The organism is Pseudomonas sp. GW821-FHT07G10 (assembly GCF_059418545.1).
Window position 1 is genome coordinate 20,548 of the sequence record NZ_JBWKQB010000019.1, and the last position, 14,538, is coordinate 35,085.

14 protein-coding genes and 1 pseudogene are annotated in these 14,538 nt (G+C 58.4%); 3 read left to right on the forward strand and 12 right to left on the reverse strand.

Features of this window, described 5'->3' with window-relative positions; genetic code table 11:
• Nucleotides 1-145 precede the first annotated feature (145 nt).
• The 3 genes from fabV to AC07O1_RS19975 form a co-directional block, all read right to left on the reverse strand.
• On the reverse strand, nucleotides 146-1,342 hold the full coding sequence (gene fabV, locus AC07O1_RS19965; RefSeq protein ID WP_495089859.1) for an enoyl-ACP reductase FabV: 1,197 nt from the start codon (nucleotides 1,340-1,342) through the stop codon (nucleotides 146-148).
• 297 nt (nucleotides 1,343-1,639) lie between these two features.
• Entirely contained in the window at nucleotides 1,640-1,960 is a 321-nt protein-coding gene (locus tag AC07O1_RS19970; protein WP_494993104.1) for a cupredoxin domain-containing protein, read from the reverse strand.
• 13 nt (nucleotides 1,961-1,973) lie between these two features.
• Nucleotides 1,974-2,945, reverse strand: coding sequence for a metallophosphoesterase family protein (locus AC07O1_RS19975; protein ID WP_495089860.1), 972 nt, complete (start codon nucleotides 2,943-2,945; stop codon nucleotides 1,974-1,976).
• A gap of 151 nt (nucleotides 2,946-3,096) precedes the next feature.
• Between AC07O1_RS19975 and AC07O1_RS19980 the strand changes: the two genes are divergently transcribed.
• Nucleotides 3,097-3,609, forward strand: a complete 513-nt coding sequence (locus AC07O1_RS19980) for a sigma-70 family RNA polymerase sigma factor (protein ID WP_495013263.1) — start codon at nucleotides 3,097-3,099, stop codon at nucleotides 3,607-3,609.
• Nucleotides 3,602-4,369 carry an anti-sigma factor family protein gene (locus AC07O1_RS19985; RefSeq protein WP_495089861.1) on the forward strand — a complete coding sequence of 256 codons (768 nt, stop codon included), beginning with the start codon at nucleotides 3,602-3,604 and terminating at the stop codon, nucleotides 4,367-4,369. Before AC07O1_RS19980 ends, AC07O1_RS19985 begins: the two co-directional genes overlap by 8 nt.
• Nucleotides 4,370-4,651: 282 nt before the next feature.
• On the opposite strand, the pseudogene AC07O1_RS19990 reads toward AC07O1_RS19985, so the two are convergent.
• The 6 genes and pseudogenes from AC07O1_RS19990 to galB all read right to left on the reverse strand — a co-directional run bounded on the left by AC07O1_RS19990 (nucleotide 4,652) and on the right by galB (nucleotide 8,994).
• Nucleotides 4,652-4,928: pseudogene (locus AC07O1_RS19990) on the reverse strand (hypothetical protein).
• 35 nt (nucleotides 4,929-4,963) lie between these two features.
• Nucleotides 4,964-5,362, reverse strand: coding sequence for a DUF6124 family protein (locus tag AC07O1_RS19995; protein ID WP_495013265.1), 399 nt, complete (start codon nucleotides 5,360-5,362; stop codon nucleotides 4,964-4,966).
• A gap of 541 nt (nucleotides 5,363-5,903) precedes the next feature.
• Nucleotides 5,904-6,209 carry a panthothenate synthetase gene (locus AC07O1_RS20000; protein WP_494993110.1) on the reverse strand — a complete coding sequence of 102 codons (306 nt, stop codon included), beginning with the start codon at nucleotides 6,207-6,209 and terminating at the stop codon, nucleotides 5,904-5,906.
• Nucleotides 6,210-6,455: 246 nt separating this feature from the next.
• A complete protein-coding gene (locus AC07O1_RS20005; RefSeq protein ID WP_495089862.1) occupies nucleotides 6,456-7,544 on the reverse strand; it encodes a 4-oxalomesaconate tautomerase in 1,089 nt (362 codons plus the stop codon).
• A 2-nt stretch (nucleotides 7,545-7,546) separates the two neighbouring features.
• On the reverse strand, nucleotides 7,547-8,263 hold the full coding sequence (locus tag AC07O1_RS20010; RefSeq protein ID WP_495089863.1) for a 4-carboxy-4-hydroxy-2-oxoadipate aldolase/oxaloacetate decarboxylase: 717 nt from the start codon (nucleotides 8,261-8,263) through the stop codon (nucleotides 7,547-7,549).
• Nucleotides 8,260-8,994 (reverse strand): 4-oxalmesaconate hydratase, encoded by a 735-nt coding sequence (galB, locus tag AC07O1_RS20015; RefSeq protein ID WP_495089864.1) that lies wholly within the window; start codon nucleotides 8,992-8,994, stop codon nucleotides 8,260-8,262. The genes AC07O1_RS20010 and galB overlap by 4 nt, the downstream gene beginning before the upstream one ends.
• A gap of 158 nt (nucleotides 8,995-9,152) precedes the next feature.
• On the opposite strand from galB, the gene AC07O1_RS20020 reads away from it, so the two are divergent.
• Nucleotides 9,153-10,361, forward strand: coding sequence for a LysR family transcriptional regulator (locus AC07O1_RS20020; protein WP_495089865.1), 1,209 nt, complete (start codon nucleotides 9,153-9,155; stop codon nucleotides 10,359-10,361).
• A gap of 13 nt (nucleotides 10,362-10,374) precedes the next feature.
• Here the strand turns inward: AC07O1_RS20020 and AC07O1_RS20025 are convergent, their stop codons facing one another.
• The 3 genes from AC07O1_RS20025 to AC07O1_RS20035 form a co-directional block, all read right to left on the reverse strand.
• Nucleotides 10,375-11,637: an OprD family porin gene (locus AC07O1_RS20025; RefSeq protein ID WP_495089866.1), complete on the reverse strand. Its 1,263-nt coding sequence runs from the start codon at nucleotides 11,635-11,637 to the stop codon at nucleotides 10,375-10,377.
• A 137-nt stretch (nucleotides 11,638-11,774) separates the two neighbouring features.
• Nucleotides 11,775-13,037: a gallate dioxygenase gene (locus tag AC07O1_RS20030; protein ID WP_495089867.1), complete on the reverse strand. Its 1,263-nt coding sequence runs from the start codon at nucleotides 13,035-13,037 to the stop codon at nucleotides 11,775-11,777.
• Nucleotides 13,038-13,062: 25 nt separating this feature from the next.
• Complete coding sequence (locus AC07O1_RS20035; RefSeq protein ID WP_495089868.1) at nucleotides 13,063-14,400, reverse strand: MFS transporter; 1,338 nt, start codon at nucleotides 14,398-14,400, stop codon at nucleotides 13,063-13,065.
• Nucleotides 14,401-14,538: the final 138 nt, after the last annotated feature.

Here is a 14,538-nt window from a genome sequence, read left to right on the forward strand (position 1 = left end):
CCGCAGGAACGGATATGTACACCAGCAAGAGACAGGCCGGCTGTCAGGCCGCCATCGCGGGCAAGCCTCGCTCCTACAGAGTGCGGGAAACCTGACATGAACTTAAACGCATTTTACCGCGTCGACAGCTTTCCACACGCGCGACCTAACCTTGAATCAGGTTGGAAATCTTCACGTCCGGATCAACGTCAGCCTCATAGTCCACCCCGTCGATCTCGAATCCGAAGAGACGCAAGAACTCCGCCTTGTAGCCGGCAAAGTCGGTGAGCTCGTATAGATTGTCGTTGGTGACCTGATCCCAGAGCTGCTTGACGCGATCCTGGACTTCAGGAGCCAGCTCCTTGTAATCGGCGCGCAGACGGCCCTCTGGATCCATGCAAGGAGACTGGCCGTAAAGGCTGTCTTTGTAGAGCCCGTGGACCTGCTCGATGCAACCCTCGTGGGTGCCCTGCTCCTTCATGACCTTGAACAACAGGGACAGGTACAGCGGCATGATCGGGATGGCGGAGCTGGCCTGAGTGACGACCGCTTTCAACACTGAAACCCGCGCATCGCCTCCCAGGTCAGCCAACCGCTCGCGAATACCGAGAACCTTCTGATCCAGGTCTTTCTTGGCCGCGCCAATGGAACCATTCCAGTAGATGTCATGGGTCAGTTTTTCGCCCAGATAGGTGAACGCAGTCGTTTTGGCACCCTCGGACAGGACACCCGCCTCGTGCAAGGCGTCCATCCACATCTGCCAGTCTTCGCCGCCCATCACGGCCACTGTGCCGTCGATCTCGCTTTGTGTAGCCGGCTGCAAGGTGGTGTCTTTGACAACCTCCTTGTCGGTATCAAGGCCTCGCAGGCTGACCGGCTTGTCGAGAGGTTTGAGTGTCGAGCTGAAAACCTCGCCGGTTTTAGGGTGGGTCCGTCTCGGCGCAGCGAGGCTATAGACAACCAGGTCGACCTTGCCGAGATCCCGCTTGATGGTTTCGATGGTCTTTTGTTTGATCTGGTCAGAGAAAGCGTCGCCGTTGATGCTCTTCGCGTAGAGACCATCCGACTCGGCAAACTTGTGAAAGGCAGCGGTGTTGTACCAGCCGGGCGTGCCGAGTTTGCCGTCGACACTCTCACGTTCAAAAAACACACCCAGCGTATTGGCGCCGCAACCAAAAGCCGCAGTAATCCGTGCAGCAAGCCCGTATCCGGTCGATGCACCGATCACCAGTACGTTCTTTGGCCCTGCGCTGATCGGTCCTTTGTCGGTGACATAGTCGATCTGCTGCTTGACGTTGGCTTCGCAGCCAACTGGGTGGGTCGTCACGCAAATAAAGCCACGAACGCGCGGTTTGATAATCATAAAAGATCCCCCTCTTCCAATATGCCGAGAACCGACATTGGCTGTAGTTCTGTCAGTCGTCCAAGTCATAGACGCCCGGAAACCTGAAGCGTCACCGAGCCGCCCTGAATTTCACACCGCCCCCGTGATATCCGCCAGAAACTCAATAAATCTGCCCCCCTCCCCCGGATTAAAGGTCGAACCACACAAAAAAGGGTGGTAGCCAGCGACAGATGCTGGAGTACCACCCGGGATCAGGGCGAATAGCGAGGTTACAACCTAAACGATCGTCTACGTCGCAGCGCAAAAAACTCCCTTTTATTGAGTAGCACTGACGGTGATCTTTCCAATCATTTGTGGGTGCAGAGCACAAAAATACTCAAACGCCCCTGGCGTATTGAACACATAGGAAAAGCTGTCATTGGTGTCGAGCGCGCCCGAGCGAAACACCTTATTGGTTTCCACGACCGTGTGCGGTACTTGATCGTCGTTGACCCATGTCACTTTTGTGCCAACGGCTATCGTCAAATCCTTGGGTCCATACATGAACTCTTTGATGTCGATTTTTACATCTTGTGCCCAAACGGGTATCGAGACCAACAGACAGCCCAGGGTCAGCACCTGCAAGAGCTTTTTCATATGAGCGCCTCCCTTAAGTGAGTGTTGAGTCGATCAGCGCCAGTGGGTGATCGCCTTGTGTCGCCTTGACGTCGGTAATCCCCAGATAGTTGCGCAGTTGATCGGCGGCCACCGTCATCGGACCCGGTGCAGGCGCGGCTCCAGGAGCCGGTTGCGGGTAGGCGGTGCCGCGAGCGGTGTGAAAGGTGATATTGCCCTCGACCTTTTGGATGACCTGATGGATGTGGCCGTTCAAGATCGTCACCGAGCCATAGTTGCGAAGCATGGCGATGGCCTGATCGCCGTCCTCCGTACCCCAGCCCCACGGCTGATAGATCGTCCACAAGGGTATATGAGTGAAGACGACGACAGGCGTGCTCGTAGACACTGCGCGCAAATCATCGGCCAGCCACGTGAGCTGGTCGGTACCGAGGGTGGCCTCGTGGCCCGCCTGCCAGTTGAAGACATTCACCAGCGCAATGAAATGCACGCCATGATCGTCGAAACTGTACCAGCCATTGCCTTTCGTGCCTTTGCCGTAACGCTCCAGATAGAGTTTTCCGCCGCCTTCATCGAGGGTGTCGTGCTCGCCCGGCACATAGTGCACGGTTGATGGCAGACCTTTGAGGAGCTGCGCGGCGGTATCGAACTCTTCCGGTTTGGAGAGGTGGGTGATGTCACCTGTGTGGAGAATGAGTGACGGTTTTTTAGGCAGCGCTATGACCTTATCGATGGCCACCTGCAATGTCTTGTGCGTATCAGGGTTGGCTTCCTTGTTGAAGCCGATGTGCGAGTCGCTGATTTGCACGAAGTGGAAATTGCTGGCCAGTGCTGTCGGGTCCGATAATTTACCGGTGTCATCCAGCGCAAAAGCCCGTGGAATACCGCCGCTCAGCGCCCATATGACGCCGGCTCCGGCCCATGCCGAGCACAGGAGCAGGTTTCTGCGGTCAGGGTCAAGCGGGCCGTCGGTACGCTTATCGTGTGTTGTTGAGTGAATGTCCATGGGAACTCCCTCGGTAGCGGTTTACATTGATGAGCTGACACGATGTAAAACCGACCGGGGTGGAGTTTTATTCCAGGCAAAAATGCGTTTTATTTCGGGAATAAAACAGGACGTATCCCCGTTATAGGGGTTGGAAGGGGCTGGAGCCACTATGAAGCGATTTGAGGAGCTGTTTGCCCCGCATATGGATGCGGCTTATAACCTCGCGCGCTGGCTCACCGGCAATGAGAGCGCTGCCCAGGATGTCGTACAGGAAAGTGCATTCAGGGCATTTAAATTTATGCACCGCTACGCAGACGGAAATGCCAAAGCCTGGTTCCTGACGATCGTGCGCAACGAGAGTTATAACTGGCTCAAGGCATCGGCCGGCAATCGATGGGTCGCCATAGGCGATGAGATATCAGCAGACGATCTCGCGTTGGGCCACACCCAGACCCCGGAGCTGTTTGCCATGCATGCCGAGGATGCCGCGCTGGTTCAGCAAGCGCTGCGAGCCCTGGCCCCGGCTTTTCGTGAGGTGATCGTCCTGAAGGAGTTGGAAGGCATGCCCTACAAGGACATAGCAAAGGTGGTCGACATACCTTTAGGAACCGTCATGTCGAGACTGGCCCGGGCGCGCGCGATGCTCAAGCTGGAACTACTGAAGTTGCAAAACCATGAATGACCTGAACTGCACCCACTGCCACGAATTGATTCATGGCTACCTGGACAACGAGCTGGATACCGAAACGGCAGCGAATGTTGCCGAACACCTATCGAGTTGCGCCGATTGCCAGCGCCTGCATGACCAAACGAAATTACTGATCGCCAGCGTGAAGGCACAGGCGCCGTATTACGTTGCGCCTGACTCCCTGACTCACAGTGTATTCGCCAACATTCAATCACAGACCTCTTCGGCCAGGAGCGTTTGGGATGTATTGCGAAACGCATCGCGGAGGTGGCTCGCACCTGCTTTTTCAGCCATAGCGCTGGCCATGGCACTGGTGCTGTATGTGGCAACCCCTTCAAGCGAGCAACCCTGGATGGACGAGGCGGTGTCCAGCCATGTTCGGTCGCTGATGGCCGAGCACCTGAATGATGTGGCCTCCTCCGACAGACACACCGTCAAGCCATGGTTTACCGGCAAGCTCGACTTCTCACCGCCGGTGTATGACTACTCGGCACAAGGCTACCCACTGCTCGGCGGGCGACTGGACTACCTGCAACACCAGACCACCGCAGCCCTGTCCTATGGCCACGCAAAACACATCATCAACGTGTTCATCCTGCCAACCACCGAAACGGATAAACCCCGACAGAATCTGTCCATCCGCGGCTATAACATCGTCGCCTGGCAACAGAATCACATGCGCTTTATCGTCGTATCCGACCTCGAAAAAAGTGAGCTCGAAGCCTTTAGCCAGCTGGTTGAAAAAGGGGCTTGAGGGTCAATGCCAGTCAGTTAAGACAGATAGGCGACTTGGCGATCAACTGTGACGAGGGGTCTTGTCCCAATTCCCTGTAGGAGCGAGCTTGCTCGCGATGATGGACGTTAATGATAACGCGTGTTTTCTGAATAAACGCATTGCCCTTGAGTCCATCGCGAGCAATCGAGCGTCGACCGGCTACTCCTACATACCCTTAACTGACCGGCATTGGGCTTGAGGGTGGTCTGTCATCTCTTCTCACAACGAGAAATGGGCGACCCGTGAGGTCGCCCATCTTCATTACGACGCCAGAACCTGCGCCTGCAAACGTCGCCCGATGACATCCAGCAAATCACAGCCGTCGCGCAACGGGATAGCCAACACCCGTGCGAAGTCATGCAGGATGACCGCGTCGCTGCCGATCTCCTCGCGCATGGCGAGGTTCTCCAGCAATTGGGTCACGGCGCTGATGCGGTAAGCGGCGGTATCGTGCAGCACGTCGAGGGGGGGCTTCGGTGTCGATCAGCAGCGAGTGGAAATCGTTGTCGATGCCGGTGACAGGCATGTATCTGTCCATGGGGAAAACTCCATTTGATGAAAGAACGTGACCACTTAGTGGCCGGATACCGGAGTGACCGCAGACGCCGTCGAATCGGACGTGTCGAGGTTATCCAGCGCTCTGTTCACCAATAACTCGCCCAGAACGATCAGTTGCTGAATCGCCAGTGCCTTGTTGCGGCGCGAGCCTTCGAGCTCGAAGGCCAGGTCAGTGGTCATTGCACTGAGGGAGGCGAACGTTTCGGAAGCGTGGACCAATAGGGTCTCGGTGTCGACGTGGGGAGCTATGACGAAGATAGTGCTCGGACTCGTGTTGAGCTTCGTTTTATCGAGGGGCGACGCCGGATGGAAATCGAGAGCGCGCTCGGCGGCTTCGCGGAGTTTGGCGGAATCGAGGGAAGCGTCAGCTGAAAGGCTTGGGTTTTCGGGGGGATCGGGGGTGATCTTTTTCATGAGTGCAACTCCTTGATTGGTGGAGTCACCAGACATCGCTGCTAAACGAAAAGGGTGGCGACTGTACGCGGGTTAGCAGACCAGGAATCAAGGAACCCGGCGCACCCGAAGGTGCCCCCCGCACAGCCGCCATAACACAGAACAGCGGACACAAAAAAGTGCCAACTGATCGAATAGCGGCACCTGCGTGCCTTGATATTAACCGAGCTGCTAAACCCGGTCGCTGATTTTGCAGCGACGGATGGAATTTACTTCCGCAGTTCATGACATACAAGTCGGCCTGAGACGGTACGGATTGCAGGAAATATCCGAAGCTTGTGTGCAGAGACGACAGGACGGACCGCGATTTACCCCGCCCTCAATAAAAGCAATCGCCCCCAAAGCCAAGCCCCGTTGATGCCAATGTGCTCGTAAGCCAGATACTCAGGGCCAGGCCTGTCTGCAGCCTGATCACACTCAGATTGTGCTGAGCAATTAAACGCAAGTAGCTCCGAGCCCACCTATCGGGGCTTGAGGTCTTATCAAGATCTCGAGGTTTTCATCACCCCCATTTCTTCCCGAGCTCCTCCAGACCAGCCTTTTTCAGATCCTGCGGGCTCATCGTGAGGCGGAACTTGCAGTTGGCATTGAAGTTGAGAAAAAAGGGTTCCGCAAAAGCGGGAATGTCGGATGAATTTTGCACGTCGATCACAAGGATCCCGCCACGCATTCCGTCGTTCTCAGTAAAGTACACCGCCTCCGGTTTGATGCTGTCCAGGATACGCTCAATAATCTCGCCCACCTTTGCGGATCTGACGAGGGAATTGAAGGGTTCATGAGGGAACTCGACCGTCAGTAGCATCTTCATAATTCAATCCTCCTTCCAGCTTGCTGCCCTGTAGCCAGAACTTTGCCTCTGGCTCCCATGCCGCCCAAGCCTTCAACAGCCCTGGCGGTCCGTATTCTTAAGCGTAGCGAAGTGTGAGCTAACGCTTATGCAGGGTTACGAGCGGTCATGCAGCCTCGCGATTACGGGCAGTGACGCCTTCTTCATCACGCAATCAGCCGCGAACAAGCCAACGTATGTGACGGGTGCCAAACAGAAATACACGGATTAACTGACCGGATTGCCAACCCAGAGAGTATCTGGAACGCACACGAGGCCATCGAACAACAACCGGGCAGTGCGCATCAGCCCGCAACCCGCCAGCTGACCATCCTGCAGGCGCAGCTCCACGGTGAACTCTCCCGTAGGGTGCTCGACCGAGAGCCGCTTCACTTCGCCCTCACCGACATTGGCCAGGCTCGCCGCCACAGTTCCCTTGATCAAGCAGGCAGCCGCAACACTGACCGCGCCGAAGACGCCGATGCTGGTGTGGCAACGATGAGGGATGAAAGTGCGGGTGCTGAGCGCCCCGCCCGCTTGTGCCGGGGCAACCAGGCACATTTTGGGAACGTTACGCAGGCGTACATCCCCCAGGTTCATCCGTGGCCCCGCCTGCTGCCGGATGGACTCGAGGCGGGCCTTGAGCTCGACGTCGGCATCCAGTTTCACGGGGCTTTCATAGCCACTGCGGCCGAGGTCTTCAGCACGGATCAGAACGACTGGCATGCCATTGTCGACGCAGGTGACTTCGACACCCTCGAATACATCAAGCGCGTTGCCGGTCGGCAGCAGCGCTCCGCAACTGGAGCCGGCGACATCCTCGAACTCGATGATCAACGGCGCGGCACGCCCCGGCACCCCATCGATCCGCGCATCGCCTGAATAGCTGACGGCGCCATTGGGTGTGGGTACGTGAGCAACAGCAATCTGCCCGGTATTTTCCATGAAGATGCGCACCGGGGTCACATCACCTTTCACTGTCACCAGCCCACGCTCGATGGCGAACGGGCCTACAGCCGCGAGGACGTTTCCGCAATTCTGACCGTAATCGACACGAGGCTCTTCGACCAGCACTTGGGCGAACAGGTAATCGACGTCAGCCTCGAGGCGCTCGGAGGGTTTGATGATCGCAACCTTGCTGGTCAGCGAGTCTGCGCCACCGATGCCATCGATCTGCCGCCTGTCTGGCGAGCCCATGACCGCCAGCAACACACGGTCTCGAAGCGCTGGTTGCTCAGGCAAATCGCTGGCAAGGAAGCAGGCACCTTTCGAGGTCCCCCCGCGCATCAGCAGGCAAGGAATGCGTGTCTGTCCCATGTTCAGTCTCCAAGTTCGTCGAGACTGTCGACATATCGCAAACCCTTCTCGGCCAGGCGTGAACGCATGTTGTAAATGTCGAGCCCCAACTCGCCCTTGGCCAGGCGCAGGGCCTTCTGCTCTTCCAGATCGGCGCGCTGGCGGCTGGCCTCGACGACTTGCCGGACTTCGGTGCGACGCACGATAACCACGCCATCGTCATCGGCAACGACCACATCACCCGGATTGACCAACTGAGCGCCACACAACAGTGGCAGGTTGACCGAGCCCAGTGTCTCTTTGATCGTGCCCTGGGCACTGATTGCACGGGACCAGACCGGGAAGCCCATCTCGCGCAATGTGTGGGTATCGCGCACTCCGGCGTCAATCACCAGTGCGCGCACGCCGTGCGCCTTGAGCGAGGTCGCCAACAGGTCGCCGAAGTATCCATCGGTACACGGTGAACTGGGGGCAACCACCAGGATATCGCCGGGACGGCATTGCTCTACGGCCACATGGAACATCCAGTTATCGCCCGGCGCTACGAGGACAGTGACTGCCGTGCCGCTGATGGCCGTTCCCTGCTGAATGGGCGTGATCGAAGACGCCAACAGGCCCTTGCGTCCCTGCGCTTCATGGATGGTCGCGACACCGAAGCGCCCCAGCTCATCGACCAGAACAGCCTCGGCCCTCGAGATGTTGCGGACCACTACGCCGGTTTTTCCGATGAGTTCGCTCATGCCAGGTTCTCCGTGACCCGCGGGAAGATGCTCTGGTAGCCCTCGGCATAAACGATGTTGCGGCTGGAGGCGATCCCGACGTTGCGCTTGGCTTGCACGCCGCGTTGCAGGGCGACACGGGTGTAATACTCCCAGAGATGCTCCTGGCCGGCCATGCTCTGGATGGCCGCATATTTCTTGTCCCAGACATCGGTGATGTTCAGCAATACGTCGGGGCGCCATTCGCACTGCTCGGGCTGGTGCGGTTCGAAGCTGTACACCGGCGGCGCACCGACAATCTTCTCGCCCGGTTTGTAGCCTTCGGCCTGGGCGATGATGCGCGCCTCCTGGGTCAGGTTCATGGCCAGAGGATGGTCGTAGTTGTAGGGGTCTTTCAGCGAGTGGCTGAGGACAAATTGCGGCTGGACTCGACGAAACACATCGGCCAGGCGCAACAGCGTGTCTTTGTCGGCGCGCATCGGATAGTCGCCGATGTCGAAGAACTCGACGCTGGCGCCCAGAATATCGGCTGCAGCCTGGGCCTCTTCGCGGCGTGCCGCCTTGACCTTCTCCTCGCTCATCTCGCCCTTGCGCCACAGCTTGGCGGATTCGCCACGCTCGCCAAAGGACAGGCAAACAATGTGTACGGCGTATCCCTGCTGCGCATGCAGTGCAATCGCACCGCCCGCACGCCAGACGAAATCGGCAGAGTGTGCGCTGACGACCAGCGCGTTTTTCGGTGACTCGATCATTGCGGGTGCTCCTCCTGCGTTTCGAAAGAGCATCGCACCCGGACGCACCACTGGAGTAATGCGTTCAAGTGTTTGGGGTATGCGTTTTTTTTATTGCCACTCAAACATGGCAAAGGCATAGTCCGGCTCAAACGCTGATCTGCAGAGCATGAATACCCATGGAACCGAATGAACTTCCCAGCCTGATGCACGTGCGGGCCTTCGTCCGAGTGGCCGATCATGGGAGCGTTTCCAAGGCCTCGGTGGCCCTGTTCCGGGCTCAGTCGGTGGTGACTCGGGCGATTTCCGAGCTGGAGACCCGGCTTGACGTGTCCTTGTTCGAACGGCACGCCAACGGCATGCGATTGACCGACTACGGTGACCGATTATTGCCTCGAGCAAGGCGCGTGCTGGCTGAACTGGAAACGGTGCCGAAGCTTTTGGGCTCAGGGGACAAACAGGCCGTCGAACCGCTTTATCTGTTCCAGGCCAGGCGCTTGCAAGTGTTCGTCAAACTCTGTGAGACGCACCACATGCAGACCGTGGCCAGCCTACTGGGCCTGAGCCAGCCCGCCGTCAGCTCGACACTCAAGGTGCTGGAAAGTGGCTGCGGTCAACCGCTCTTCGAGCGCACGCCTCGCGGCTTGCAGCCCACGCGTGTCAGCCATGAGATTCTGTTCCCGATTCGCCGGGCACTGAACGAGTTGCGCCATATCGAAACGGACATCACCGCCATACGCGGCACCCTGCAAGGCGTGGTGCATGTCGGCGCCCTGCCCTTGGGACGCACCCGCATATTACCCGAAGCCATCGTGCGGCTGATGGCCGAGCATCCAGGTATCCAGGTGATCACCAATGAAAGCCCTTTCGATCTGCTGGCGACGGAACTGCGAGCAGGCGATGTGGATTTCATTTTTGGCGCCTTGCGCTCGGCGGCCTATGCCAGCGACCTCGTCGGCGAGGCCTTGCTCACGGAAGAAATGGTGGTGCTGGCGCGACGGGATCACCCTCTTTATTCGAAAACCGACCTGCACGATGAGCTCAGCGGTGCCCGATGGGTACTGCCCCGGGCTGGCTCTCCGGCCCGCCAAATGCTCGATGACTGTTTCACCGGGTTCGGCATCGCGGCGCCTCGGCCAGTGGTGGAAACGGGTGACATGGCGATCATTCGCGGCCTGTTGCTGCGCTCGGACATGCTCGCGGCGGTATCTGCCCATCAGCTGGAACAGGAGATTGCCTGCGGTGAACTGTGCATTCTGCCATTGGTGTTGAAACACACCACCAGGGCCATCGGCCTGACCTATCGCAACGGCTGCCTGCATTCACCGGTGGCTCAAGCCCTGATGGACATGATTCGTCGGGTGATCCGCGAGCAAGCGGCCGTCTAGCATGGCTGCGGACTCAGAACAGACTCAGTGGATAGCTGACGATCAAGCGGTTTTCATCGAACTCGTTGGTGCTGTAGTCCCGGCGGATGCTGGAATTGCGCAGTCGCATGTTGAGGTTCTTGAAGGTGCCGCTCTGCACCGTGTAGGCCAGCTCTGACTCGCGACCCCATTCCTTGCCATCGGTGATGGTCCCGGTATGCACATTGTCGCCGCTGATGTAGCGGTTCATCAGCGTCAGGCCGGGCACGCCGACAGCGGCGAAGTTGTAGTCATGACGCAGCTGCCAGGATTTTTCCCTGGCATTGTCATAGCTTGAGTTGTAGCTGTCGTTGGCCAGGGTGCCACCGCTGGTACCGTTGACGCGCATCCACGCATCATCACCGCTGAGTTTCTGCAGGCCGACGTAAAAGGTGTTGCCGCCATAACGGGCCGAGAGCAGCGCCGAGAAGGTGCGGTTGTCCAGATCACCGGCGCGGGCACTGCCGTCCTCACGGCCCCGGAAGTAGCCCAGATTTGCGCCCAGGGTCCAGGCACCCAGCGGTTGACTGTGGACGAGTTGCAGATACTGCTGCTGGTAGATGTCCTTGAGTTCCGCGTTCCAGACACCAATCAAGGTACGTTTTTCGTTGAAGCTGTATTCACCGCCAACGAAGTTGAAACGATCGGAGGTGAACGCCGTTTTGCCCTGCATGAACATGACTCCCATGCTCGAATCGTTGCGCGGGCTGTTCTGGCGGAACTGGCCGCCGTACAGGGTCAGGCCATCAATATCCTGTGAGGTGATTTGCCCGCCGCGGAAGGTTTGCGGCAGTGAGCGGCCATCGTCGGAACGCAGGATCGGCAGCACGGGCATCCATTCGCCGACCTTCAGTTCGGTTTTCCCCACCTTCATTTTTCCGGCCAGCGCCAGACGTCCGAAATCGTCGGCAGGACGGCCATCGTGATCGAGCGGCAACAACTGTGTCCCGCCGGTGCCTTTACCGCCATCGAGCTTGACCGAGTAAATCCCCAATACATCCACTCCGAACCCGACCGTGCCCTGAGTGAAACCGGATCTGGCGTCAAGTATGAAACTCTGGGTCCACTCCTCGGCCTTGCTCTGCGGGTAGGACGGGTTGGTGAAGTTGCGGTTGATGTAGAAGTTACGCAGGTTCAAATTCGCGCTGGCATCTTCGGCGAAACCTGCGGCCGAGCCCTCCAGAGGTAACGCGCAGGCGACGGCCCCGCAGGTAGTAATCAGAGTGCAGACGATGCGATGGGTGGCGCTGATTTTCATTATTATTGTTTTCCGTTTTTTGGGTAAAAAAATCCGCTGCGCCCAGAAGTACCGGGGGCAGTGAAGTCAAACAAGAGAGTGGCGATGGCGGCCCGGGAAGAACCGCCGCAGACTTGTGGAGCATTGGCCCCAAATGATCAACGAGGGGCTTTGCCCGCCACCGAGTAGAGCACCTGCTGGTTTCTGGTTTTCATGAACTCTTCCAGGCTCTGCCCACGCATCGCCGCGTAGATCTGCAGATTGGGAATCCCAAGTACGGCAGCGAGTTTTTCCAGCACGAAGAAGATCGCCCCGTAATGGATCAGCCCACGCCAATCGCGGCGTCGCAGCAGATCGCGTTCCTCTTCGCTCAGGCCACCTTCATCGAACAGCGCCTCGGGCGCATCGAGAAAGCGTTGACGCCACTCGGGTTCGATCATGCGATGCACAAACTTGTTCAGGCGATAACCCTTGGCGCTACGCTCCAGCGTGAACGGATAGGTCCCCTCAAGTTTCTCGATACCGGCCAACTGGTGCTGCATATGCTGCAAGTGGCGTGCATTGACCTCGGCGGGAACCGGCCGGTCCTGGTTCTCCAGCAGCAGGGTCGCGATGCCCGTCATGGACGGCAAGTAGTAGTCCTGATGGAGGTTCTTCACCGTGGCCGACAACGCGCCGCGCATGATCAGCCAGGTGATCACCTCCGAACCCTCTAGCCCACCAAGGGTGGCGTACTCGGCCAGGGTCATTTCGGTCAGGCGCACAGGGTCATTGACCAGCAGATCAATGAACTGCTCATCCCACTGCGGGTTGTTGAAACCGCATCGCTCGCCATGCACCTGATGGGACACGCCACCGGTTGCCACGATGGCAACCTTCAGGTCCTCGGGGTAGCTTTCGATGGCTCGGCGCAAGGCCAGCCCCAACTTGTAGCAACGCAACGCGCTGGGGATCGGAAACTGCAGCACGCCTACTTGAAGAGGCACGATCTCCACCGGCCACTTCGGGTCGCAGGGCAATAGCGCCGACATCGGCGAGAAAAAGCCATGGTCCAGCGGCTTGTCGCGGAAGAAACTCATGTCGAACTCATCGGCCATCAGGCTTTCACCAATGTGCCGCGACAGCGCCGCATGCCCGCCGATCGAGGGCAGCGAGCGCGGATTGCCGCCCTCATCGGCAACCTCGTAACGCTCATCGACCCCGAGAGAAAAGGCACCGTAGTGGTCGAAGAAAAACGACGTCACATGGTCATTGAAGATGTAGAACAACACATCGGGTTGCTGCTCCTTCAACCAGACCTTGATGGGCTCAAAGCCTTCGAAAATCGGCGCCCAGGCAGCCTCATTCTGTTTATCGTGATCGACTGCGAAGCCGATGGTTGGGGTATGGGATACAGCGAGGCCACCAATGATGCGTGCCATAACGAGTTCCTTTGTTCGAAGAAGATTATTGCGCCAGCAAGGCCCGATTTACCCGACGCCTCGCATGACCGTTGGCCAGGATCGCCAGCGCAGCGATGAATGCTGGCACGCTCAGCAGCGCGAACAGCAATGGCAGACCCAACCCCAGGCTGAGCACCGCACCGCCGATAAGAGAACCAAAGATAGCCCCGAAACGACCGATGCCCAGCATCCAGCTCACACCCGTGGCGCGAAAATCGGTCGGGTAGTACCCAGGAGCAAAGGCGTTGAGACCAGTCTGTGCACCGCTCATGCAGAACCCGGCCGCCACCACACCAAGCGCCAGCAGACTCGACTCGAGGCTGAGGGCCCCCAGCAGCAGAATAAAGGCACCGCCCAGAGCATATGACGTGGCGATGACGGTGTTTGGATTACGCCGGTCCATGGCCCAACCGACCACGATCGCCCCGACGGTGCCGCCTATCTGGAACAAGCCGGTGATGGTGGCCGCACGTTCGATGGACAGGCCGCCATCACGCAGCAGCGTCGGCATCCAGCCCATGGTCAGGTAGATCACCAGCAGCCCCATGAAGTAGGTCAACCAGAGCGCGAGGGTGCCGAACCGATAGCGCTCGGTGAACAGCATGCGCAGCGGTGCTTTGTTCTGAGCCTGGGGTTCGGCAATCGTGAAATTGGTGGCTGACGAAAAGGTCCCGCCCAACCTGTTCAGCACCTTGGCGATCTGGCTGGCAGGCGCATTGCGAACCGCCAGAAAACGTGCCGACTCGGGTAACAGAATCCAGAGGAACGGCAGCAACAACAGCGGCAGAATACCGCCGGCGAGCAGCACCGATTGCCAGCCGTGGTCAGGAATCAGCCACGCAGCGAGAAAACCTCCCAACCCCGAGCCCATGTTGAAACCGGTGAACATGATGGTGATGAACAGCGAACGATTGCGCTCAGGCAGGTATTCGGACAGCAGCGTGGTGGTATTAGGCAACGCTGCTCCCAGCGCCACGCCAGTCAACAGCCGCAGGGCTGCCAGTTCATAGGGATTGCGGGCGAAAGCGCATGCAAGGCTCAGTGCGCTGAAGCCGGTCACGGCAAACAGCAGCACCTTCTTGCGTCCCAGGCGGTCGGCATAGGGGCCGGCCGTCAAGGCACCGATAGCCAGACCGACCATGCCAGCGCTCATTACCGGGCCAAAGGCAGCCTTGGAAAGCCCCCACTCCTGAATCAGCGATGGGGCGATAAAGCCCATGACCGCGACGTCGAAGCCATCGAACAGAACAATAAAGAAACACAGGCTCATGATCAGCCACTGGTATCTGGTGACCGGCCGGTTGTCGATCCACGCTTTTATATCGACCGTTTCGTTACTCATGCTTTTCACCTTCTTGTTTTTGTAGAAATTCCGACAGGCTTGGGGGTGGATGCTGGCCAACAGAGGCCGCCCGACAGTCGAACGTTGGGCGTGACTCTAAAGCCGCAGGTGCCTGCCCCGCCTCTGGGAAATCCTTAA

Excerpts from the sequence above, each read along its gene's own strand:
- fabV (WP_495089859.1), bottom strand. The coding sequence starts at position 1,342 with ATGATTATCAAACCGCGCGTTCGTGGCTTTATTTGCGTGACGACCCAC.
- AC07O1_RS19970 (WP_494993104.1), bottom strand. The coding sequence starts at position 1,960 with ATGAAAAAGCTCTTGCAGGTGCTGACCCTGGGCTGTCTGTTGGTCTCG.
- AC07O1_RS19975 (WP_495089860.1), bottom strand. The coding sequence starts at position 2,945 with ATGGACATTCACTCAACAACACACGATAAGCGTACCGACGGCCCGCTT.
- AC07O1_RS19980 (WP_495013263.1), top strand. The coding sequence starts at position 3,097 with ATGAAGCGATTTGAGGAGCTGTTTGCCCCGCATATGGATGCGGCTTAT.
- AC07O1_RS19985 (WP_495089861.1), top strand. The coding sequence starts at position 3,602 with ATGAATGACCTGAACTGCACCCACTGCCACGAATTGATTCATGGCTAC.
- AC07O1_RS19995 (WP_495013265.1), bottom strand. The coding sequence starts at position 5,362 with ATGAAAAAGATCACCCCCGATCCCCCCGAAAACCCAAGCCTTTCAGCT.
- AC07O1_RS20000 (WP_494993110.1), bottom strand. The coding sequence starts at position 6,209 with ATGAAGATGCTACTGACGGTCGAGTTCCCTCATGAACCCTTCAATTCC.
- AC07O1_RS20005 (WP_495089862.1), bottom strand. The coding sequence starts at position 7,544 with ATGGGACAGACACGCATTCCTTGCCTGCTGATGCGCGGGGGGACCTCG.
- AC07O1_RS20010 (WP_495089863.1), bottom strand. The coding sequence starts at position 8,263 with ATGAGCGAACTCATCGGAAAAACCGGCGTAGTGGTCCGCAACATCTCG.
- galB (WP_495089864.1), bottom strand. The coding sequence starts at position 8,994 with ATGATCGAGTCACCGAAAAACGCGCTGGTCGTCAGCGCACACTCTGCC.
- AC07O1_RS20020 (WP_495089865.1), top strand. The coding sequence starts at position 9,153 with ATGGAACCGAATGAACTTCCCAGCCTGATGCACGTGCGGGCCTTCGTC.
- AC07O1_RS20025 (WP_495089866.1), bottom strand. The coding sequence starts at position 11,637 with ATGAAAATCAGCGCCACCCATCGCATCGTCTGCACTCTGATTACTACC.
- AC07O1_RS20030 (WP_495089867.1), bottom strand. The coding sequence starts at position 13,037 with ATGGCACGCATCATTGGTGGCCTCGCTGTATCCCATACCCCAACCATC.
- AC07O1_RS20035 (WP_495089868.1), bottom strand. The coding sequence starts at position 14,400 with ATGAGTAACGAAACGGTCGATATAAAAGCGTGGATCGACAACCGGCCG.